Raw genomic sequence first — 21,215 nt, forward strand, 5'->3', positions numbered from 1 at the left:
TGGAACTCGCGGAACCAAGTTTGTTAGTTGGCAGTGCGATAAGTCTCTCTGCAGTGCAGTATAGCACGTGACTTAATACGCTATTGCGAAATTCCCACACTGGCGTGAGATTCTTTACGATCACCCCAGGGGTGTCGACTTTACCGCGACGCGCAGCAGGCTCATCACGCAGCCGACGGCGGCAAAGCCAGCACCCAGTGCCAATGCCAGTGTGGCGCCCTCGTGGCCAATGAGGCCAAAACAAAAGGCAGCCAACGCCGCGCCCGTGGTCTGGCCGGTGAGCCGGGCGGTGGCGACGATGCCGCTGGCGCCGCCGCTGCGGCCTGGCGGCGCGCTGGACATCAATGCCTTCATGTTCGGGGTCTGGAAAAATCCAAACCCGGCGCCGCACAGGACCGTCCGCCAGACGATGTTGGCGACGCTGGGTTCCGGCGGCAGCGTGGCCAGCAGCACCATGCCGATGCCGAGCATGGCCAGGCCGAGGCCGCAGAGAAGGCCGGCGGAGTAGCGATCGGACAGCCGGCCGGCGATCGGCGCCATGATCGCCACCACCAGCGGCCACGGGGTCATGAAGAAGCCGGTCTCGACCTGCGAGCGGTGCAGGATCTCCTCGAAATAGAAGGGCAGCGACACGAAGGCGAGGCCCTGGACCGCAAAGGAACAGATGGCGGTGGCTGCCGACAGGGCGAAGACAGGAAGGCGGAACAGGTCGATGGGCAGCATGGGGGCGGGATGGCCGGCCTGCCTGCGCAGCAACAGCCAGCCGAACAGCAGTCCGGCGACGATCTCGCCGACCACGATGCCTGTGGTGGCGTGATGTGCCGCACTGCCGATGCCGAGGATCAGCAGGCCGAGGCAGCCGGCCGCCAGCACGGCGCCCGGAAAGTCGAAGGTGTGGCTGGCCCGCATGGTTTTCGGCAGCGTCTTCATGCCGATCAGCATGGCGATCACCCCGAACGGCAGGTTGACGGCGAACAGCCACGGCCAGGTCGCCACCGACAGGATGCCGGAAGCGATGGTCGGCCCGAGGGTGAAGGAGGTGGCGACCACGAGGGCGTTATGGCCGAAGCCGCGGCCCAGCATGCGTTGCGGATAGACGAAGCGGATCAGCGCCGTGTTGACGCTCATGATGCCGGCGCCGCCCAGGCCCTGCAGGACCCGGGCGATCAGCAGAGTGGGCAGCGACCATGCCAGCGCGCAGGCGACCGAGGCGATGGTGAACAGCAGCAGCCCGGCCAGATAGACGCGCTGGTGGCCGATGATTTCCCCAGCGCGGCCAGCGGCAGCAACGTCGCCACCATGGCGATCTGGTAGACGTTGACTACCCAGATCACGTCGGCGGGAGTGGCGCTGAGGTTGCTGGCGATGGCGGGCAGCGCGATGTTGGCAATCGCAGTGTCGAGCGACGCCATTGAGATCGCGGTGAAGATCGCGGCGGCGGCCCAGCGGCGCTGCTCCGGCGGCAGTCCGTCGGTCGGCAACGGCGCCGCAATTCCTTGAGCCATGAGGGATAGGTTCCTGAAGCGGCGGCCGGAACGATCGCCAGAGCGCGCTATCTAGTACGGAAAGCCGCGATCCTGCAGACGGCGATCTGCATATGGCATATGCGCGTCCGGCTGCAACGGTCAGCTCGGGGTCAGGGTCGCGGGAGCCGCGGCCTGAACCAGCTGCCGGAGGCCACCGCGATGGCGATGGTGCTGCCATAGATTACCAGCGCCACGGTGAGCGCGACGAACAGCCAGGTCAGCGACCCCGTCAGCCGCAGCACCAGCCAGCCGCCACCGATGGAGATGACCAGGCGCGCCAGGCCCGCCACCAGCGGCCAGATCATCCGGCCGGCGCCCTGCGAGGCAAAATACAGCGACAGGCCGAGGCCGAAGAAGCCATAGGCCGGGCCGACGATGCGCAGATAGGTGCTCCCGGTGGCGATCATCTGCGGGTCGTTGCCGAACAGGCCGAGCCAGGCCGCCGGCCAGATTGCCGCGACGAGGCCCACGGTTTCGGTGATGACGAACACCATGGCGCCGCCGATCAGCGCGCCGCGCAGGGCCCGGTCGTTCTGACCGGCGCCGATATTGGTGCCGACCAGCGCCACCAGCGGGCCGCCAAAGCCGAACGCCAGCGGGATCATCAGATATTCCAGCCGGGCACCGGTACCATAGCCGGCCACGGCGTCGCCGCCGCCGGCCGCACCGACCAGGCCGGTGGTCAACAGCACCGTCAGGCTGGTCTGCAGCGACACCACCGCGGCGATGGCGCCGACGCGCAAAATGTCCGCCGACAGATCCCAGCGCGGCCGCGCCGGCTTGAATTGTACCATGCAGCGGCCGGACAGGATGTAGCCGGCGAGCACGGCGGTGACGATGGCGGTGGTCACCACCACCGCCCAGCCGCCGCCGGCGATGCCCAGCGCGGGAACCGGGCCGTAGCCGAAGATCAGCAGGGGTGACAACGGCACCAGCAAGACCACGCCGACGCACACGGCCAGCGACGGCACCAGCATGTTGCCGGTGCCGCGGATGATGCTGGCCAGCGCATTCATCAGCCAGACCAGCACGCTGCCGCCGAACACGACGTTGGAATATTGCATGGCGGCGTCCAGCGCCGCGCCGTCGGCCCCCATGGCGTGGTACAGCGGCCGGCCCCAGATCAGGAAGATCGCGGCGCCGACCAGGCCGATGATGACGTTGATGCCTACCGCATGCATGACCAGCGCCTCGGCGTCGTGGTGGCGGCGGGCGCCGAGCGCGCGGGCGATGGCCGAGGAGATGCCGCCGCCCATGGCACCGGCGGACAGCATCTGCATCATCATGAAGCCAGGAAACACCACGGCCATGCCGGTCAGCGCATCGCTACCGAGCTTCGATACCCACCAGGTCTCGATCAGTCCGGTGGAGGCCTGCGCCAGCATCACCAGCAGGTTCGGCCACGCCATGCGCAGCAGCGTCGGCACGATCGGCGCATGCAGGAGTATCTTGGTGCGCGGATTCATTTCGTGCGTGGCAGCTGCGGCGACGATGGCCTGGGGCGGATCGAGCTTCATCGGGGCGTGTCCTGGGGGGTGCGGTGGACTTGCGGCCGAGCCGCTTCTGCACCTGCGGTCCCGCTGCGGGGCCGGCGGCGTTGCGATGGGTGGCGTCGGTGATCGGCTTGCCGGTATTGCGGTCCACCAGGATCGGGTCGGCGGGCAGGCCGGTCGCGCTGTCGACCAACTGCACGCTGGCGCCCTCCGGCGCGAAATGCCGGTTGCCCCAAGCCTGCAGCGACAGCAGCACCGGGCGGAAATCGCGGCCGCGCGGGGTCAGGATGTATTCGTCGCGCGGCGGATGCTCGCAATAGCGCCGTCGCTCCAGCAACCCGGCGTCCACCAGGGCATTGAGCCGGCGGGTCAGCATGTTGGGCGCAATATTGAGGTTCTTCTGAAACTGGTCGAACCGTGTCATTCCATAAATGGCGTCGCGCAGGATCAGGATGCTCCACCATTCGCCGACGCGCTCAAGGCTGCGGGCGACCGGGCATTCCATGTTTCCAAAGTTCTTGCGCTGCATCCATTCATTATGGTCGTGTGACTATCATCATGCAAGTCACAGATTGGAGAGCGGCCGTTCGGTGTCGTGGAGAGGGTTTTCGTTGTCTGAGCCGTCACCCTGAGGAGCGAGCCCTTGCGAGCCTCGAAGGGCGACGGCGGGCGGCCATCCTTCGCGGCTCGCCGAAGTCGGCGAGCGCCTCCAGCCGAAACGCAATTGCGTTTCGGCTGAGATGACGGCTAAGTGTGCGGCGGCGATGCGTTGCGAAGCGGTCGTGCGGGCTATCCCACCATGCGTTCGCGGCCGACCCAGAAGCTGGCACGGAGCGACTTCTTGTCGATCTTGCCGACGCCGGTGAGCGGCAGTTCGCTGACGAACTTGATGTGCTTGGGCGCGTGCGCCGAGCCCTTGCGGGTCTTCACCAGGTTGATCAGTTCCTCTGCCGAGGGGCGCGCCCCATCGCGGGCGACGATGATGGCGGTGACCGCCTCGCCCCATTTGTCGTCGGGCACGCCCACCACCGCGCACATCGCCACATCCGGGTGCTGGGTCAGCACATCTTCGACCTCGCGCGGAAAGATGTTGAAGCCGCCGGACACGATCATGTCCTTCTTGCGGTCGAGGATGAACATGTAGCCGCGCTCGTCGGCGCGGGCGATGTCGCCGGTATGCAGCCAGCCGTTCTTGAGGGTCTCGGCGGTCTGCTCCGGCCGTTGCCAGTATTCCGCCATGACGTGCGGTGCACGGACGCAGATCTCGCCGGCCTCGCCGGGGGCGACTTCCTGATCGTCGTCGTCGAGAATCCTGACATCGCAAGCCGAGATCGGAAAGCCGCAGGACAGGAACAGATCCGGCCGGCTGGCGTCGTGATCGGTCTTGCGCAGCACCGACACCGGATAGCATTCGGTCTGGCCGTAAAGCTGGGAGAACACCGGCCCGATCCGCTCCATGCCTTCCAGCAGCCGGCTCGGCGACATCGGCGACGCGCCATACAGCAACAGTTCGAGCGACGTGAGGTCAGTCTTCGGTAAGGCCGGATGGTCGAGCAGCATGTAGATCATGGTAGGCACGAACAGCGTAAAATTGATGCGCTCGCGCTCGATCGTTCTGAATACGGCCTCGGGATCGAAGCCTTTGAGCATGTGCACCGTTCCGCCGCGGATCAGCGCCGGCAGCACCTTGGTGCCGGCGACATGGCTGATCGGTGCGACGGTCAGATAGCGCGGCGTGTCGGGAATCTCGAAGTCGGCGAGGATGGCGCTGGCAAAGCCTGCGACCTGGCGGTGCTGGCGCAGCGCGCCCTTGGATTTGCCGGTAGTGCCGCCGGTGTAGTTCAGCACCGCGTCGTCGTCGGGCCCGGCGAAGTCCCGGGGCGTGGCGCTGCCGGCGGCGTCGGCCGCTAGCAGCAGGTCGATGCCGTAGTCGGCGCGGCCCAGCGTGAAGACATGGCGCAGGCCCTGCGCGCGTGCCGCCAACTCGCCGCCGCGCAGCAGGAAGGTGTCGGCATCGATCACCAGGATCTCCGAGCCGGCATCCTCGATCTGGTCGATCTGGTCCTGCAGCGAGCCGAGCGGATGCAGCCAGGAGATGGCGAAGCGCGACAGCTGTGCGGCGACGCCGGCGCACCAGGTGTCAGCGCGGTTGGCAGTGAGCAGCGCCACGCGGGTGCCGGGCTGCGCGCCGAGGCTCATAAACACCTTCTGAAATTGTCCGATCAGGTCGGCGGTGCCGCGATAGCTGATCGATCCGCCCGGCCAGCTGAAGGCAATGCGCTCGGGATAGCGCGCCAGCGCCCGCAAGGTCTGGCTGCCGACCGTCGGAAATGTATTGAGCCAATCGCCCATGTGATCCTCCCCGCTGGTTTTGCATTGGCCTTCGTTCGTGCCAATATTTGCGCAAAGGCTAACAACGAATGCGTCGCGGGGAAACACAAACCCGCGGCAAGCGAGGAAACATCTTGCAAGCTCCCGATCGCCTGGCGCGCTTTCGCGATCGCCTCAGGCTGCCGCTGATCGCCGCGCCGATGTTTCTGGTCTCCGGCGTCGAGTTGGTGGTGGCCGCCTGCAGCAACGGCGTGATCGGCTCGTTTCCATCAGCCAATTGCCGTACGGCGGAACAACTCGATGGCTGGCTCGGCGAAATCAGCGAGCGTCTGCGCTCGCATGCCGACGCGACGGGGCAGGCTGCGGCGCCGGTGTGCCCCAACCTAATCGTACACCGCTCCAACCTCCGTCTCGCCGACGACCTCGCGGTGGTGCTGCGCCACGCGCCCGAACTGGTGATCACCTCGGTGGGTTCGCCTGCGCCGGTGCTTGCGCAGCTCCACGACGTCGGGGCATTGGTGTTCGCCGATGTCGCCAGCATTCGCCATGCCGAGCGCGCGGTCGTAGCCGGCGCCGACGGACTGGTGCTGCTGACCGCGGGGGCAGGGGGCCAGACCGGCTGGCTCAACCCGTTCGTATTCGTCCGCGCTGTCCGACAGTTCTTCGACGGGCCAGTGGTGCTGGCCGGTGGCATCTGCGACGGACACGCGCTGCGTGCGGCGCAGGCACTGGGTTGCGATCTCGCTTACATGGGCACCAGGTTCATCGCCACCCACGAGAGCATGGCGGACACTCGCTACAAGGAGATGCTGGTCGTCAGCAGCGCCGACGATATCTTGCTGACCACGGCGTTTACCGGATTGCAGACCAACATGCTGCGGCCATCCATCGTCGCAGCCGGCCTCGATCCCGAGGCGCTGCCGGCGCGCGGCGCCATCGACATCGCGGAGGATATCGACGTCGGCGCCCGCGACGGCCGTCCGGCGCGCTGGCGCGACATCTGGAGTGCGGGCCAGTCCACGTCGGGCGTGAACTCAATCGTGTCGGTCGCGGAACTGGTCGGCCACACAGCCATTGAGTATCGCGGCTGATTGTTGCCTGCCGTTCATCGCGTTATGCTACAGCCTGCTCACGGCGGACCCAGCCAAAGGTTTTCAGGAGAATTTGATGCGTAAATTTTTGAACGTGCTGGCGGCGCTTGCCATGCTGAGCCTGACCAATTGCGGTTACAACGCGATCCAGACCAATGACGAGCAGGTCAAATCGGCATGGTCCGAGGTGGTCAATCAGTATCAGCGGCGCGCCGATTTGGTGCCCAACCTGGTCAATTCGGTGAAGGGGTTCGCGCAGCAGGAAAAGGACGTGCTGCTCGGCGTTACCAACGCCCGCGCCAAGGTGGGCAGCATCCAGGCGACTCCCGAGGTACTGAATGATCCCGCCGCCTTCCAGAAATTCCAGGCAGCGCAGGGTGAGTTGTCCGGCGCGCTGTCGCGGCTGCTGGTGGTCACCGAGAATTATCCGCAGCTCAAGTCCGACGCGCTGTTCCAGAATCTGATGACGCAGCTGGAGGGCACCGAGAACCGCATCACCGTGGCGCGCAACCGCTACATCAAGACGGTGCAGGACTATAACGTCGGCGTGCGCACCTTTCCGAACAACCTGACGGCGATGATCTTCGGCTACAAGGAAAAGCCGAATTTCTCGGTCGTCAACGAGAACGAGATCTCCACCGCGCCCAAGGTCGATTTCAACCCGGCACCGGCGCCCGCGGCGCCGGCGAAGTAAAACGCCGGTCGGCGCCGCCATGACCATGATCAAGGCTGCGCTGCTGGCGCTGCTGCTGTGCTGGGGCGGTGCCGCCGCGGCCGATGTCGCCGTGCCGGCGCTGAGCGGTCGGGTGGTCGATCGCACCATGACGCTGACGCAGGCGCAGCGCGAGGGCCTCGACCAGACGCTGCGCGAATTCGAGGCCCGCAAGGGCAGCCAGGTCGCAGTGCTGATCGTGCCGACCACGGCGCCGGAGAGCATCGAACTGTTCTCGATCCGCGTCGCAGAAGCCTGGAAGATCGGCCGCAAGAAGGTCGACGACGGCGCCATCCTGGTGATCGCCAAGGATGACCGCACGCTCCGCATCGAGGTCGGCTATGGCCTGGAAGGCGCACTCACAGATCTCACGTCGAAACGCATCATCGACGAAGTCATCGTGCCGAAATTCAAGGCCGGCGATTTCGCTGGCGGCATCATCGACGGCGTGGACCGCATCCTCAAGGTGATCGACGGCGAGCCGCTGCCGGTGCCGGACGAGCCGCTGGTGAGCGCCAAGGTTTTCGACGCGATCGGGGAATACGCGCCGCTGCTGCTGGTCGGCGTGCTCGTTTTCGGCGGCATGCTGCGCCGGCTGTTCGGTCGGCTGTTCGGCTCGCTCATCACTGGCGGCCTGGTGGCGGTGGTCGTCTGGTTCGTCGTTGGCACCGCGCTGGTCTCGGCGGCTCTGGGCATCATCGCTTTTTCTTCACCCTGATCGGTGATGCCTTGATTTCAGGCGGTGGGGGCGGCAGTCGCGGCTCGTGGTCATCGGGCAGTTCGTCGAGCAGCAGCAGTGGCGGGTTCAGCGGCGGCGGCGGCAGTTTCGGTGGCGGCGGCGCCTCGGGAAAGTGGTGATCATGTCGATTGCGCGGATCAGCAGGCATCTCGTTGCCAACCGCTCGCGGGTTCGCAAGGCGTTTCCGCCGCATGCGCTGGCGGCGATCGAGCAGGCCATCAAGGCCTCCGAGCAAGGCCACGCAGGCCAGATCCGCTTTGTCGTTGAAGGCGCGCTCGACGGCGCGCCATTGTTCCGCAATCAATCGGCGCGGGCGCGCGCGCTCGACGTGTTTTCAAATCTGCGGATCTGGGACACCGAACACAATAATGGCGTGCTGATCTATTTGCTGCTCGCCGACCGTGATGTGGAAATCGTTGCCGATCGCGGCGTCCACGCGCACGTCGGCGCCGACGGCTGGGAGGCCATCTGCCGTGCGATGGAGGCCGACTTCCGCGCCGGCCATTTCGAGCGCGGTGTGCTCGCCGGTATCCACGCTGTCACGCAGCATCTGGTGCGGCATTTTCCGAAGCGGGGCCGCGGCGACAACGAACTGCCGGATGCGCCGGTGGTGCTTTAGTCGTTGTATTTGTAGTTGGGACGCGATCACGCCGGCTGTCATCACCCGCGCATGCGGGTGATCCAGCAATCGCTGTCGACATTTTGATCACAGGTTGTTGCGTTTACTGGATTGCCCGGTCCCAAGCGCGCAATTGCGCGCCAGGCCGGGCGATGACAGCAGGGGACGTCCTCGAACCGTGAAGTTCAAGCCTCTACCGACTTTCTCTCGCCCACGCGTGCGAACCACGCCGCGATACTCGAATTCGCTGGATCCATGGGCTGGCCGACCTTGCCGCCGAAATCGAGCCAGCAATAGAGCACGATGTCCGCCATCGTGAAGCGCGGTCCGCACAGAAAATCCTTGCCGGCGATCTGGCCGTCGAGCCAGCGCAGCCGGTCGGCGACAATGCGCTTGAGGCCGGGCGCCGCTTCTGGGACGCAGACGATGCGGCTCTCGAATCGCTTCAAGCCCTCGGCGAAGCGATAGCCATTGGCCAAGTGCTGGCAGATGTTGAGGTCGATGCGCTGCCGCCACATCCTGCATTCTGCGCGTTCCGCAGCGGTGGCCCCAATCAGCGGCGGAGCCGGGTGGATCTCCTCGATATATTCGCAGATCGCCACGGTCTCCGAGATGTAACTGCCGTCGTCGAGTTCCAGTGTCGGCATCTGGCCGTGGGGATTGCGCGCCAGATGCGGTGGCTGGCGGTTTTCGCCGGCGGCGAGGTCGACGGTCTCGGCGGGAATGGTCAGGCCCTTTTCGGCGAGAAACATCCGTACCACGCGAGGGTTTGGCCCGATTGAATCGTAAAGTCGCATGCCGTGTTTCTCCTGACGTCCGTGACGTTCATTTCAAATGGGTTTGACGGGATTGTCGGACTTCCTGTCAAGCCGTTCATCCGCCGGAACAACAGGTGAAATTTCCGTAACCAGCGTCGGCGGTAAGGATTTGGCAAGCAATGAAAGTTACCAAAAGGTCAACCCATTCCGGAGAATTGCGCCCGTGAGCGAGCACCCCACCGACCACAACAGCGCCAGCGACGCTGAAATCAAGGCCTCGACCGGCGAAACCGCCACCGATGCCGTCACCGTCGAGTCTCCCAAGCTGGCGCCGGAGCATGGCGATGGCGCCAAGTCTGAAGTCGTCAAGCCTGATGTCGCCAGGATCGGGGCGTCGCGCGCCGAGGCGTCGCGCGGTCCCGGCAAGATCATGATCATGTCGCCGCAGCGCGAACGCTCGTGGGAAGACTATGTGGATGCCGAGGCGCAGGCCGAGCACGAACAGCGTCCCGAGGGGACCGGCAAGCGACGGATGTCCGCGGTCACCGCGGTCGTCCTGCTGGCGGCGCTGACCGGCGCGACCGGGGGATCGCTGGCCACCGCCGGGTTCGGACATCTGTTCGGTAATGACGACAGCAAGAGCGCCGTCGCCCAGACCCGCGCCCTCGAGGAGACCGTCGCGCGTCTGGACGCCGATGTCGCCGCGCTGAAGATCGGTGCCGAGCGGGCCAGCCGACAGGCCACCAGCGCGTTCAGCAAGACCGGCGACCGTCTCGACAAGATCGAGAAGGCGCAGGCCGAGCCCGCCGCCAAGCTGGCGAAACTCGGCGATAGCGTCGCCAAGCTCGGCGAGGCCGTCGAAAAGCTGCAGAAGCCGCCCGCGCCGGTGGCGGCACCCGTTGCATCCGTGCAGCCCAAGGAAGTGACCGGCTCAATCGCGCCGCCGGCTCCCGCGCCGAAGCCGGAACTGGCGCGCCTGCCCACCGTCGATGGCTGGGTGTTGCATGACGTGTCCGACGGCGGCGCGACCATCGAAGGCCGCCAGGGCATCTTCGAGGTCTATGCCGGCGATCCGGTCCCAGGCCTCGGCCGCATCGACGCCATCCGCAAGCAGGATGGCCGTTGGGTTGTCGTCACCAGCAAGGGCCTGATCGTCGCGCGCTGATGCGGCGCGGCTGATTTTCGGCTAGGTTTTCCGGTGTTATGCGGGCCGCGGTCCGAAGCCACCGAGAACACGCCGTGCCAATCCGTCTTGCGCTGATCGTCCTGCTCGGCAGCCTTGTCCTGCCGTGCTTCGCTCGTGCCGAGCCGCCGAAACCGCTGGCGATCACCGATCCCGTGGCGCTGCGCCAGCTCGACGCCGGCGACGCCGCGCATCCCGGCTTCGGCATCGGCCGCATGCTTGATCCCGCCGCTGCGGGCGCCGCTCCCATTGCCAACGACGCATTATTCGCACGGCCGGCCATGGCCGGCATGCGCACTGCTCTCGATACCGAATTCGCACGCTTCGTCGCCGGGTACCGAGCCGACGAGGTCGGCGTCGGCCCTGGCCATGCCGTGCAACTGTTCGATCGCGCGGCGCTCGACTCCGGCGCGATGCGTTTTGTCCTGTCGGGAATCGTCAGCCGGATGGACCGCGCTTTTATCGCGCCTGAAACGTGTGGCGAGGTTCGGCTGCTGTACCGCCTGATGCGGTTGGATAGCGCGGCGGGGCCGGCGCGGCTGCCGATGACGCTGAACCTTGTGCTCAATGGCCGGAGCGCTGCCGACACGGCGATCGACTGCGCCGAGATCGCGCGGCGCTGGCTTGCGGTCGTCGACCTGCCGAACGGCGGTGCCGACCTCGCGGCACGGCTGACGGCGCCGGACGGCGCGCTGGCGCTGGTGACGCCGGACCACATCGATCGCATCGAGATCAACCTGCAGATCGCGCACACGCCCAAATCGGAGTTGCGCGATTTCCGAACGCACTATCTGCAAAAGGTCTTCCGCCTTGATGCGCAGACCGGCAAGTTCGAACAGGCGCCGCTGGAAAACCAGATCGACCGTGACCGCATTCTTGCCGACGACGGCCTGCGCCGCGCCTTTCGGGAATGGCTGCTCGACCCGCGGCATTTTGCTGAGCTTGATCGCGGCACGCTGCTGATCCCCCGCCAATTCCTTGCCACGGCTTCGGTCGCCGCAACGCCGGTCGGTTTCGTGCGCTCCAGCCTGCAGCCGGCATTTGGCCTGATGGCCTCGGACGAAGCCAGCACGTCGGCGGTATTCACCGCGAGCGATGTTGTCGCCGCCTTGCAGGCCGCCGCGGCGCAGGGCATCGCATTGCAGAACATCCGCTCGCCCGCCGGCTTCGAACGCCGTCTCAACGATATCAGTTGCGGCGGCTGCCATCAGATCCGCGGGATCGGGGGCTTCCACTTTCCCGGCGTAGACACGTCGAGGGCACACCCCAACGCGGCCAACGTGCCAGCGTCGCCTCATTTCGTCGGCGATCAGCCACGCCGCCGCGATATCGCGATGGCGATGCGCGCGGGCAGGGCGCCGGACTTTTCGCGCGGCTTCTCCGACCGCCCGCAGGAGCACCGCAGTGCGATGCTGGCCGGCAGCGAACATCTCGACGGCTGGGGCGCGACCTGTTTGCGGCCCGGCGCTACAGCCGCAGATATGGACATAAGCTTTGCGTCATGGACCTGCGCAAAAGGTCTGTCGTGCCAGCCGACCGGCGAGGCGGGGTCGTCGCGGCTGGGAATGTGTTTCGTCGGAACCAAGTAGCCGAGCGAACGTTCACCGGATAGCGCGTCAGTTCTATCGGCGGGAGCCACGTGATGAACGAGGCGGAAAAGACCACGAAGCAACGCGACCGTGCCATTGCCGAGAATGAGAGCGCGCAGCAAACCACGGGTGATATTCGTGTCAGTGTCTGGGCAGTTGGGGTCGCCGCGCTGATCGGCGTGGTGGCGTTCGGATGGGTGCTGATGCGGTAGATCTCGATTTGTCGTCGTTCGGGGCCCGAACGGCGAAAGCGTGAGTGAACCCGGAATGACGACTATGCCACTGCGCCGGCCGCCCGCAGCGCCGCAATTGCTTCGTCGTCGAAGCCGGCGTCGCGCAGGATCTCGTCGCTGTGCTGGCCGATGCCGGGTGGCAGTCGCGGCTTCTTCTTCCGGGTGCCGTCGATCCAGATCGGGCTGTTGATGGTCATGATGTCGGAGTCCTCGAACGGCACCAGCACATCATTGTCGATCATCTGCCGGTCGTTCGGGATGTCGTCGAGAATTCCGACAAAGCCGAACACCAGTCCCTTGCCGTCGAGTAAGGTGCGCCATTCGGCCAGATCCCGCTGCGCGAAGGCGTCGTCGAGGATCGCGATCAGTTCGAGCGAGCGCGCATGGCGGCCGGCCTTGGCGGCGAAGCGCGCGTCATCAGCCAGTTCCTCGCGTCCGATGCACCGGGCGAGGATCGGCCATTGCCGGTCCTCGGCGAGCAGCGACAGCATGATCCAGCGGCCGTCGCGGCAGCGGTAGTGATTGGCAAGCGCGTTCAGCGCGCGCTCGCGCGGCCGTCGCTTCTCGAAGGTGGCACCGACCAGCTTGGCCTGCGCCAGCACGCTGGAGGCCCACACGCCGTTGGCCATCAGGTTGGATTTCACCTGGCTTCCCTTGCCGGTCCGCTCGCGCTTGTACAGCGCGGTGACGATGGCGCCGTACAGCGCCATGGCGCAGGGATGGTCGCCCATGCCGGCCACCGAGCGCGCCGGCGTTGTGTCGTCGTCGGCGCGCACCAGGTCCATCATCCCCGAGCGCGCCCACCATGCGGTGGAATCGAAGCCCGGCTTGTCGGCCTCGGCGCCGCGGTCGCCATAGCCGGTGAAGCAGGCATAGATCAGGCGGTCGTTGAGCGGCGCCAGATCGTTGTAAGCCATCTTCAGCCGCGCGCGCACCGGCGGCGGAAAGTTGGTGATGAACACGTCGGATTCTGTGACGAGCCTGTATAGCACCGCCTGACCTTCCGGCTTGGCGAGATCGAGCGCGAGGCTCTTCTTGTTGCGGCTCTCCATCATCCAGGCGTAGTTGTGTTCGCTGCGGGGATAGCCCGGCAGGTTGGGCAGGTTGCGATAGGGATCGCCGGCGCCCGGAGGCTCGATCTTGATGACGTCGGCGCCGAAATCGGACAGCACGGTGGCGGCGGCCGGTGCGGCGATGAAGCTCGCGCAATCGAGAACCTTGAGGCCCTTGAAGATGCCATCTTCCATGTAACGTCGCTCCCGTGGATTCCGTTGTTCTTGTTCGCGTGACGGAATTGAGGGCAGGGCAACGAATTCCGATGCTGCATTTGACCCGGCTTGGCGCGGCGATGCAACCGCCGCAGCGTGCATGACCGCATGTGCAAGAAAAGCCCTCCGCGCGGCTGCGCGAAGGGCTGTTGATCGGCGGCAGCCTTGCCGCGCTGTGGAATGCCGGCGCCTATCCGCCGACGTCGGCGCTGATGACGTCGCCGAACAGCTCCCACTTCTCGCCCTTGAATCGCATCAGCTGCAACTGGCTGACCGGTGCGAAGTCGGTCGCGGAGGTGTTGATCTTGATGCCGGGCAGCAGCACCTCGGTGCGGAAGTCCTTGAGGCTGGCGGCCTGCTTCATCACGTTTTCTCGGGTCAGGTTGTCGCCGCATTGCTTGAGGATCTGCACCAACGTCTGCGCGACGCCGTAGCCGACGACGGTGCCGCCGTCGAGCACGTTGCCCTCCGGGAAATCCTTCTTCATGAAGGCATAGAACGCCTTCATGCCCGCATCGTCGTTCCACTGCGGATCGGATGCGTCCTTGAGATAGGCCGCCGAGATGATGTCCTGGGAGGCCTCGTAGCCGGCGGGCTTGATGACGCTGCCGACGGAGGCGGAGACGTTGTTGAGGAAGTGGGTGGTCTTCCAGCCGATCTCGGCGATCTTCTTGATCGCCTGCGCGGCGAATTTCGGCGTCGTGATGTTCACGAACACGTCGGCATTGGTCGCTTTCAGCTTGACGATGTGGTTGTCGATGGTCGGCTCGGAGGTTTCATAGCTTTCCTCCATCACGATCATCGAGGCGGCCTTGGCGCCGAGGCCGTCCTTCAGCCCCTTCAGATAGTCCTTGCCGTAATCGTCGTTCTGGAAGAGCACGGCGATCTTGGCGCCCGGCTTTTCCTTCAACAGGTACTTGGCGTAGATCTGGGTTTCGCTCTGGTAGCTGGGCTGCCAGCCCATCGTCCAGGGAAAGTCCTTGGGGTCGTTCCATTTTGTGGCGCCGGTGGCCACGAACAGTTGCGGCACTTTCTTGCTGTTCATGTATTTCTGGATCGCCGAGTTCGACGGCGTGCCGAGCGAATTGAAGATGAGCAGGACTTCGTCGCTCTCCACCAGCTTGCGCGCCTGTTCGACGGTCTTCGGCGGGCTGTAGGCGTCGTCGTAGCTGATGAAGTTGACCTTGCGGCCGTTGATGCCGCCTTCGGCGTTGATCTTCTTGAAGTAGGCTTCCTCGGTCTTGCCGATCACGCCATAGGCGGACGCAGGTCCGCTGTAGGGCATGATGTTGCCGATCTTGATTTCGGTATCGGTCGCGCCGGTGTCGTATTTTTCTGCGCCATCGCGCCCGTCGTGGTGACGGCGAGCAGAAGCAGGGCAGCCGGAAGCGCGGCCGCGCGCAAGCTTGACTTGGGCATTCGTTTTCTCCCTGGGAAAATGATGTGTCGTGTCTGTTTTTTCACGGAGCTCGTGCCGGCTCCTGCAGGGATTGAACATGATTTGAGACAGCCATTCAACACAAAGGCCCTCCGCATGATGCGGAGGGCCTTTGGTTTCCAAGTGACGGTATCGGAGGGTGTCAGTTCGTCGTCATATCGGCGTTGATGACGTCGCCGAACAGGTCCCACTTGCCGTTGTTGAAGCGCATCATGCGCAACTGCTGGATGGGCGCATAGTCGGTGGCCGAGGTGGTGATCTTGACGCCGGGCAGCAGGGTGTCGACCTCGAAGTCCTTGAGGCTGGCGGCCTGCTTCATGACGTTGGCGCGGGTCAGATCGTCACCGCACATCTGCAGCACCTTGACCATGGTCTGGGCGGCGCCATAGCCGTACAGCAGGCTGTTGTCGGAGCGGTCGGCGCCGGGCATGTACTTGTCGACGAAGGCCGACCATTTCTTCATGCCGGGATCGTCCTTCCACTGCGGATCGGCGCCGTCCTTGCGATAGTCTGCGGACAGCACGCCCTGGGCCGCCTCGAAGCCGGCGGGCTGCATCACCGCGCCGACGGAGACGCTGACATTGGTGACGAGCTGCAGCGGCTTCCAGCCGAGCTCGGCAATCTTCTTGATGGTCTGCGCGGCAAACTTCGGCGTGGTGAAGCTGATCACGACGTCGGGGTTGAGAGACTTCATCTTGACGATGTGGGAATCCACCGTCGGCTCGGAGATCTCGTAGCTCTCCTCGGTGACGATCATCGAGGCCTTGCTGCCGAGCGCCTCGCGGAAGCCTTTCTGGTAATCCTTGCCGAAATCGTCGTTCTGGTAGAGCACGGCGATCTTGGCGTCCGGCTTTTCCTTCATCAGATATTTGGCGTAGATCTGCGCCTCGACCTGGTAGCTAGGCTGCCAGCCCATGGTCCACGGAAAGTTCTTCGCATCGTTCCACTTGCTGGCGCCGGTCGCCACGAACAGCTGCGGGACCTTCTTGGTGTTCATATACTTCTGGAACGCGGTGTTCGACGGAGTTCCCAGCGAATTGAAGACCAGCAGAACCTCGTCGCTCTCCACCAGCTTGCGCACCTGCTCGACCGCCTTGGGCGGGCTGTAGCCGTCGTCATAGCTGATGAAGTTGATCTTGCGGCCGTTGATGCCGCCCTGGTCGTTGATCATCTTGAAATAGGCGTCTTCGGTCTTGCCGATCAGCCCGTAGGACGAGGCCGGACCACTATAGGGCATGATGTTGCCGATCTTGATCTCGGTGTCGGTCGCGCCGGTGTCGTATTTCTTCTGCGCGAAGGCATGGCCGCTCGCGACGATGCTGAGGGCTGCGGCAATCGATAGCGAAATTGCGCGCGACGGAATAGCAGGCATTTCAGAACTCCCGAATTTTTTGACGGCTTTTTGGCGGCCTTGTGGCCTGCCGGATTGAACACCGTTTGCGGCGTCGCATCAACAAAAAGCCCCTGCGGCATGTCCGCAGGGGCTGTTTTCGATATGCTACTTAAGAAGGGCTCCGGCCTCAGTCGGCGCTCCCACCGCCGTCGATGACCGGGCCGAACGTGGTCCACTGGCTGCCCTCGAACCGCATCATCTGCAACTGCTCGATCGGGAAGAAGTCCGTCGCCGATGTATTGATCGTCACCCCCGGCAGTACGGTGTCGGGCGTGAAGTTCCGCAGGCTGGCTGCCTGCTTCATCAGGTTGGCGCGGGTCAGGTTGTCGCCGGCCTGCCGCAGCACCTGTACCATGGCCTGCGCGGCCCCGTAGCCATAGACCACCGAGATGTCGCTGCGGCTGGCGGTCGGCGCATAGCGAGCGAGAAAGGCGGTGAAGCGCTTCATGCCCTCGTCCTCGTCCCATTGCGGATCGGCGCCGTCCTTGGCGTAATAGGCCGACAGGATGCCCTGCGCATTGTCGAAACCGGCGGGCTTCATCACCGAGTTGACCGAGGCGCTGGCATAGCTCTGGATATACAGCGGCTTCCAGCCGAGTTCGGCGACCTTGCGGATGCTCTGCACGGCGGATTTCGGCGTGGTGACGCTGAGCACCGTGTCCGCGCCGCTCGCCTTCAGGTTCAGGATATGCGAGATCGATGGTCGGTTCGGCAATCTCGTAGCTCTCCTCGCGCACGATCATCGAGACGCGTGCGCCCAGACCTTCCTTCAGGCCTTTCAGCACCTCCTTGCCGAGATCGTCGTTCTGGTACAGCACCGCGATCCGCGCTTCAGGCTTCTGCGCCAGCAGATAGCGCGCATAGATCCGGCCCTCGCTGCGGTAGGGGGCTGCCATCCCATGGTCCACGGAAAGGACGACGGATTGCCGAAATTCTCCGAACCGGCGCCGACGAACAATTGCGGCACGTGCCGGGCATTGAGATATTTCTGGATCGCGGTGTTGGAGGGCGTGCCGAGCGGGTTGAAGATCGCCAGCACCTCGTCGCTCTCGACAAGCCGGCGCGCCTGCTCGACCGCCTTGGCGGGATTGTAGGCGTCGTCATAGCTGATGAAATTGATCTTGCGGCCGTTGATGCCGCCCTGGTCGTTGATCATCTGGAAGTAGGCGGCTTCAATGGTCCCGGCCACAGCATAGGCCGAAGCAGGGCCGCTGTAGGGCATGATGTTGCCGATCTTGATTTCGGTGTCGCTGGCGCCCGGATCGTAGCGCGTTTCGGCATTTGCGCAGGTGGCGGCGGCGAGCAGCAGGAGTGCGGCTGCTGGCGATGTGGCGACAGGGAAACGCAGGGCGATCATCGGGTGTCCTCGACAGTAACGGCAGGCGGTGGCGGCATTTTTGGCCAGCAGAGCCGCGGACAAAACACCTTTCCGGCCGGCGCATCAAGACAAAGGCCCCGCGCGATCGAGTCGCACGGGGCCTCGTTGCGTTCAGCGTGTTCAGAAGGTCAGCCGCCGAGATTGCCGGCGATCACCGGGCCGAACAGCTCCCACTTCTCGCCGGTGAAGCGCTGCATGCGCAGCTGATCAATCGGGTAGAAGTCTGTCTCGCTGGTGGAGATGGTGACACCGGGCAGCAGGGTGTCCGGTGCGAATTGCTTGAGGCTCGCAGCCTGCTTCATGATGTTGGCGCGGGTCAGGTCGTCGCCGGCCTGCTTGAGCACCTGCACGATGGTCTGGGCCTCGCCATATCCATAGGCCACCGAGGCGTCGTTGCGGTCGAGGCCGGGGGCGTATTTGGCGAGGAAGGCGTAGAATTTCTTCATGCCCTCGTCATTGTCCCAGGCGGTATCCGCGCCGTCCTTGGCGTAGTGCGCGGTCAGGATGCCCTGGCCGTTCTCGTAGCCCGCGGGCTTCATCACGCTGCCGACGGACGCGCCGACATTGGCCTGGAAGTACATTGGCTTCCAGCCGAGTTCGGCGGCCTTCTTGATCGCCTGCGCGGCGAATTTCGGCGTGGTCATGCTGAAGAACGTGTCGGCGTTGGTCGACTTCAGCTTGACGATGTGGGACTCGATGGTCGGCTCCGACACTTCGTAGCTTTCCTCGGCGACGATCATCGTTGCCGCCTTGGCGCCGAGACCGTCCTTCAGGCCCTTCAGCATGTCCTTGCCGAAGTCGTCGTTCTGGAACATCACCGCGATCTTGGCGTCGGGCTTTTCCTTGAGCAGGTGCGCAGCATAGATGCGGCCTTCGCTCTGGTAGGCCGGCTGCCAGCCCATGGTCCAGGGGAAGGTCTTGTGCTCGCCGAACTTGGTCGCGCCGGTGGCGACGAACAGCTGCGGCACCTTCTTGGAATTCATGTACTTCTGGATCGCCGAATTCGACGCGGTGCCGAGCGGGCTGGCGATGAACAGAACTTCGTCGCTCTCCACCAGCTTGCGGGCTTGCTCAACGGCCTTGGGCGGGCTGTAGCTGTCGTCGTAGCTGATGTAGGTGATCTTGCGGCCGTTGATGCCGCCCTGTTCGTTGATCATCTTGAAGTAGGCTTCTTCCATCTTGCCGATCACGCCATAGGCCGAAGCCGGGCCGCTGTAGGGCATGATGTTGCCGATCTTGATCTCGGTGTCCGAGGCGCCGGTGTCGTATTTTTTCTGGGCGAAGGCGCTGCCGTTGATGGCAATGCTAAGAACCGCGGCAGCGGATAAAGCGGCTGCACGCGAACGTGTCGAAGGCATTTCAGAACTCCCGAATGGATGGACGTCTTGTTGTCGGACCGGTCTTTGATCCCGGCCGTTGATTACGTTCTTCCGCGACAGTGATCAAGAAAAAGCCCCTCGCGATATGATCGCAAGGGGCTGATTTATTGAGCATCGTGAACGTTGGCAGCGGTGCGAAAAAGTTCCGCCTGCCTGTTGTGCGGTCAGTTTCTGCGCAGTTTCCCGATCAGGCTTTGCGCCCCATAGGCGAGCTGTCGCGCGCCGTGTGGAACCACGAAGATGATGATGATCAGGATCACGCCGAACACCGCGCCCGACAGTCCCTTGGAGATGCCTTCGGCGATGTTGGGAACGAAGACGATGAAGGCCGACCCAGCGAGCGATCCGGGCAGCCAGCCAACTCCGCCGACCACCATGCCGAGGAACAGCGCGATCGCCAGCTGGATGGTGTAGCCATCGGGTGCGACGAACTGCACGGCGATGGCGCCGAGGCCGCCGGCGACGCCGGTGATCCCCGCACTGACGCCGAACGCCAGCGTCTTGTACAGCGAGACGTCGACGCCCATGGCCGAGGCCGCGATCTCGTTGTCGCGGATCGCCATCATGGCGCGGCCGGACCGCGACTTCAGCAGGTTGACCGAGAAGACGTAGATCATGATCGAGACGAACAGCGTGAAGTAATACAGCCACATGTCCTGCGACACCTTGAGGCCGAGCGAGGCGAGAATCTCCGGCGCGTCGGGCTTGGTGACGACGAGACCCTGCACGCCGCCGGTCCAGTGCTCGAACACGCCGAGCTTCAGCAGTTGCGGCATGGCGGTGGCCAGCGCGAAGGTCGCCAGCGCCAGGTAAATACCGGACAGCCGCAGCGCGGGCAGGCCGAACAGGAAGCCTGCGGCAAAGCAGATGATGCCGGCCACCGGCAGCGTCAGCACGTAGTTGATGTTGCCGTGCTCCATCAGGATTGCCGAGGTGTAGGCGCCGAGCGCGTAGAAGGCGCTTTGCCCGAGCGAAAACTGGCCGCTGGCGCCGGTCAGGATGTTCAGCGCCAGTACCGCGATGGCATAGATCAGCCACATGGTCATCTGGAAAATGATGAAGTTCTTGACGAACAGCGGCGTGATGAGCAGCAGCGCAAGGATCACGAGCGATGCCATCGGCCCGAGCGCCATGGCTTTTTCGGAATCGCGTCTTCGATCACCGGGGCTTCCGAAACGGCTTCTTGAACGGCGCTCATGCTCAAACTCGCTTCACGATGGCACGGCCGAACAGGCCATTGGGTTTGACGACCAGCACTGTAATGATCAGCGCGAGCGCGATCGGCAACTTCAGCTCGTTGCCGACGCCGGGAATATAGGTGCCGACGAGGTTCTCGAAGATGCCGACCAGGAAGCCGCCGACCACCGCGCCGAGCGGGCTGGAGAGCCCGCCGACGACGGCCGCGGCAAAGCCGTAGATCAGCACGCCGCCCATCATGTTGGGCTCAAGGAACACCACCGGCGCGATCAGCATGCCGGCGATCGAGCCGATCGCCGCGGCCATGCCCCAGCCCAGAGCGATCATCCAGCCGGTGTTGATGCCGACCAGCCGCGCCGATTCAGGCATCGAGGCGGCTGCGCGCATGGCGAGGCCGACCCGGGTGTAGCGGAAAAAGCCGAACAGCAGCGCCAGCAACACCAGGGTGACCGCGATCATGCCGGCCTGATGGGTCGAGATCAGCTGGCTGCCGAGGAACGGCGAGGAGCCGAATGGCGTCGGGAACTGCTTGATGGTGAAGTCCCACACCAGGCCGGCGACACTGTTGATGATGGCGAATAGCGCGATGAAGCCGGCGACGTGGGTCAGGATCGGTGCCTTGGCGAGCGGCTTGAACAACAGCCGCTCGATGACGATGCCGCCGGCGAAGGAAAACACCAGCGTCAGCACAAAGGCGACCCAGTAGGGCAGGCCCCACTGCATCAGCTGCCAGGCAACGAAGGTCGAGAACATCGCCATTTCGCCCTGGGCGAAATTGAGATGGTCGATCGCCTGATAGATCATCACCACGGCGAGCGCCATGCAGGCGTAGATCGCGCCGGTGGCGATGCCAGCCAGGACTTGATTGGTAAAAAGCTCCATGGCTAT

General features: G+C 64.4%; 14 protein-coding genes and 5 pseudogenes. 7 read left to right on the forward strand and 12 right to left on the reverse strand.

Annotated features, from left to right (window positions below; translation table 11 throughout):
* Positions 1 to 120: 120 nt before the first annotated feature.
* The 4 genes and pseudogenes from ONR75_RS09400 to ONR75_RS09415 form a co-directional block, all read right to left on the reverse strand.
* Positions 121 to 1,505 (reverse strand): annotated as a pseudogene (locus tag ONR75_RS09400) (MFS transporter).
* A gap of 131 nt (positions 1,506 to 1,636) precedes the next feature.
* A complete protein-coding gene (locus ONR75_RS09405) occupies positions 1,637 to 2,935 on the reverse strand; it encodes an MATE family efflux transporter (RefSeq protein ID WP_320109744.1) in 1,299 nt (432 codons plus the stop codon).
* On the reverse strand, positions 2,853 to 3,548 hold the full coding sequence (locus tag ONR75_RS32415) for a helix-turn-helix domain-containing protein (RefSeq protein WP_320109718.1): 696 nt from the start codon (positions 3,546 to 3,548) through the stop codon (positions 2,853 to 2,855). Before ONR75_RS32415 ends, ONR75_RS09405 begins: the two co-directional genes overlap by 83 nt.
* A gap of 260 nt (positions 3,549 to 3,808) precedes the next feature.
* A complete protein-coding gene (locus ONR75_RS09415) occupies positions 3,809 to 5,371 on the reverse strand; it encodes an AMP-binding protein (protein ID WP_265082352.1) in 1,563 nt (520 codons plus the stop codon).
* 68 nt (positions 5,372 to 5,439) lie between these two features.
* Here ONR75_RS09415 and ONR75_RS09420 point away from each other — a divergent pair, with 68 nt between their 5' ends.
* From ONR75_RS09420 to ONR75_RS09435, 4 genes and pseudogenes are all read left to right on the forward strand, one after another.
* Entirely contained in the window at positions 5,440 to 6,441 is a 1,002-nt protein-coding gene (locus ONR75_RS09420; RefSeq protein ID WP_265082353.1) for an NAD(P)H-dependent flavin oxidoreductase, read from the forward strand.
* Positions 6,442 to 6,517: 76 nt separating this feature from the next.
* Positions 6,518 to 7,135, forward strand: coding sequence for a LemA family protein (locus ONR75_RS09425; RefSeq protein ID WP_265082354.1), 618 nt, complete (start codon positions 6,518 to 6,520; stop codon positions 7,133 to 7,135).
* A 19-nt stretch (positions 7,136 to 7,154) separates the two neighbouring features.
* A pseudogene (locus ONR75_RS09430) lies at positions 7,155 to 8,011 on the forward strand (TPM domain-containing protein).
* A gap of 2 nt (positions 8,012 to 8,013) precedes the next feature.
* The gene (locus ONR75_RS09435; RefSeq protein WP_265082355.1) at positions 8,014 to 8,511 is read left to right on the forward strand and encodes a TPM domain-containing protein; all 498 of its coding nucleotides are present in this window, start codon (positions 8,014 to 8,016) and stop codon (positions 8,509 to 8,511) included.
* A gap of 185 nt (positions 8,512 to 8,696) precedes the next feature.
* Here the strand turns inward: ONR75_RS09435 and ONR75_RS09440 are convergent, their stop codons facing one another.
* Entirely contained in the window at positions 8,697 to 9,308 is a 612-nt protein-coding gene (locus tag ONR75_RS09440) for a glutathione S-transferase family protein (RefSeq protein ID WP_265082356.1), read from the reverse strand.
* 184 nt (positions 9,309 to 9,492) lie between these two features.
* Between ONR75_RS09440 and ONR75_RS09445 the strand changes: the two genes are divergently transcribed.
* The 3 genes from ONR75_RS09445 (at position 9,493) to ONR75_RS09455 (ending at position 12,253) form a co-directional block, all read left to right on the forward strand.
* The gene (locus ONR75_RS09445) at positions 9,493 to 10,434 is read left to right on the forward strand and encodes a hypothetical protein (protein ID WP_265082357.1); all 942 of its coding nucleotides are present in this window, start codon (positions 9,493 to 9,495) and stop codon (positions 10,432 to 10,434) included.
* A gap of 74 nt (positions 10,435 to 10,508) precedes the next feature.
* Positions 10,509 to 12,041, forward strand: coding sequence for a hypothetical protein (locus ONR75_RS09450; protein ID WP_265082358.1), 1,533 nt, complete (start codon positions 10,509 to 10,511; stop codon positions 12,039 to 12,041).
* Between the two features lie 53 nt (positions 12,042 to 12,094).
* The gene (locus ONR75_RS09455) at positions 12,095 to 12,253 is read left to right on the forward strand and encodes a hypothetical protein (protein ID WP_265082359.1); all 159 of its coding nucleotides are present in this window, start codon (positions 12,095 to 12,097) and stop codon (positions 12,251 to 12,253) included.
* A 62-nt stretch (positions 12,254 to 12,315) separates the two neighbouring features.
* Here the strand turns inward: ONR75_RS09455 and ONR75_RS09460 are convergent, their stop codons facing one another.
* The 7 genes and pseudogenes from ONR75_RS09460 to ONR75_RS09490 form a co-directional block, all read right to left on the reverse strand.
* Complete coding sequence (locus tag ONR75_RS09460; protein ID WP_265082360.1) at positions 12,316 to 13,521, reverse strand: CaiB/BaiF CoA transferase family protein; 1,206 nt, start codon at positions 13,519 to 13,521, stop codon at positions 12,316 to 12,318.
* Positions 13,522 to 13,732: 211 nt separating this feature from the next.
* Positions 13,733 to 14,961 (reverse strand): annotated as a pseudogene (locus tag ONR75_RS09465) (ABC transporter substrate-binding protein).
* 161 nt (positions 14,962 to 15,122) lie between these two features.
* Positions 15,123 to 16,352: an ABC transporter substrate-binding protein gene (locus ONR75_RS09470; protein WP_265082361.1), complete on the reverse strand. Its 1,230-nt coding sequence runs from the start codon at positions 16,350 to 16,352 to the stop codon at positions 15,123 to 15,125.
* Positions 16,353 to 16,500: 148 nt separating this feature from the next.
* Positions 16,501 to 17,730: pseudogene (locus ONR75_RS09475) on the reverse strand (ABC transporter substrate-binding protein).
* A 149-nt stretch (positions 17,731 to 17,879) separates the two neighbouring features.
* Positions 17,880 to 19,109, reverse strand: a complete 1,230-nt coding sequence (locus tag ONR75_RS09480; protein ID WP_265082362.1) for an ABC transporter substrate-binding protein — start codon at positions 19,107 to 19,109, stop codon at positions 17,880 to 17,882.
* 185 nt (positions 19,110 to 19,294) lie between these two features.
* A pseudogene (locus ONR75_RS09485) lies at positions 19,295 to 20,328 on the reverse strand (branched-chain amino acid ABC transporter permease).
* A 2-nt stretch (positions 20,329 to 20,330) separates the two neighbouring features.
* A complete protein-coding gene (locus ONR75_RS09490; protein WP_265082363.1) occupies positions 20,331 to 21,209 on the reverse strand; it encodes a branched-chain amino acid ABC transporter permease in 879 nt (292 codons plus the stop codon).
* Between the last annotated feature and the right edge of the window lie 6 nt (positions 21,210 to 21,215).

Origin of the sequence: Rhodopseudomonas sp. P2A-2r, assembly GCF_026015985.1 — a bacterium.
GTDB lineage: Bacteria > Pseudomonadota > Alphaproteobacteria > Rhizobiales > Xanthobacteraceae > Tardiphaga.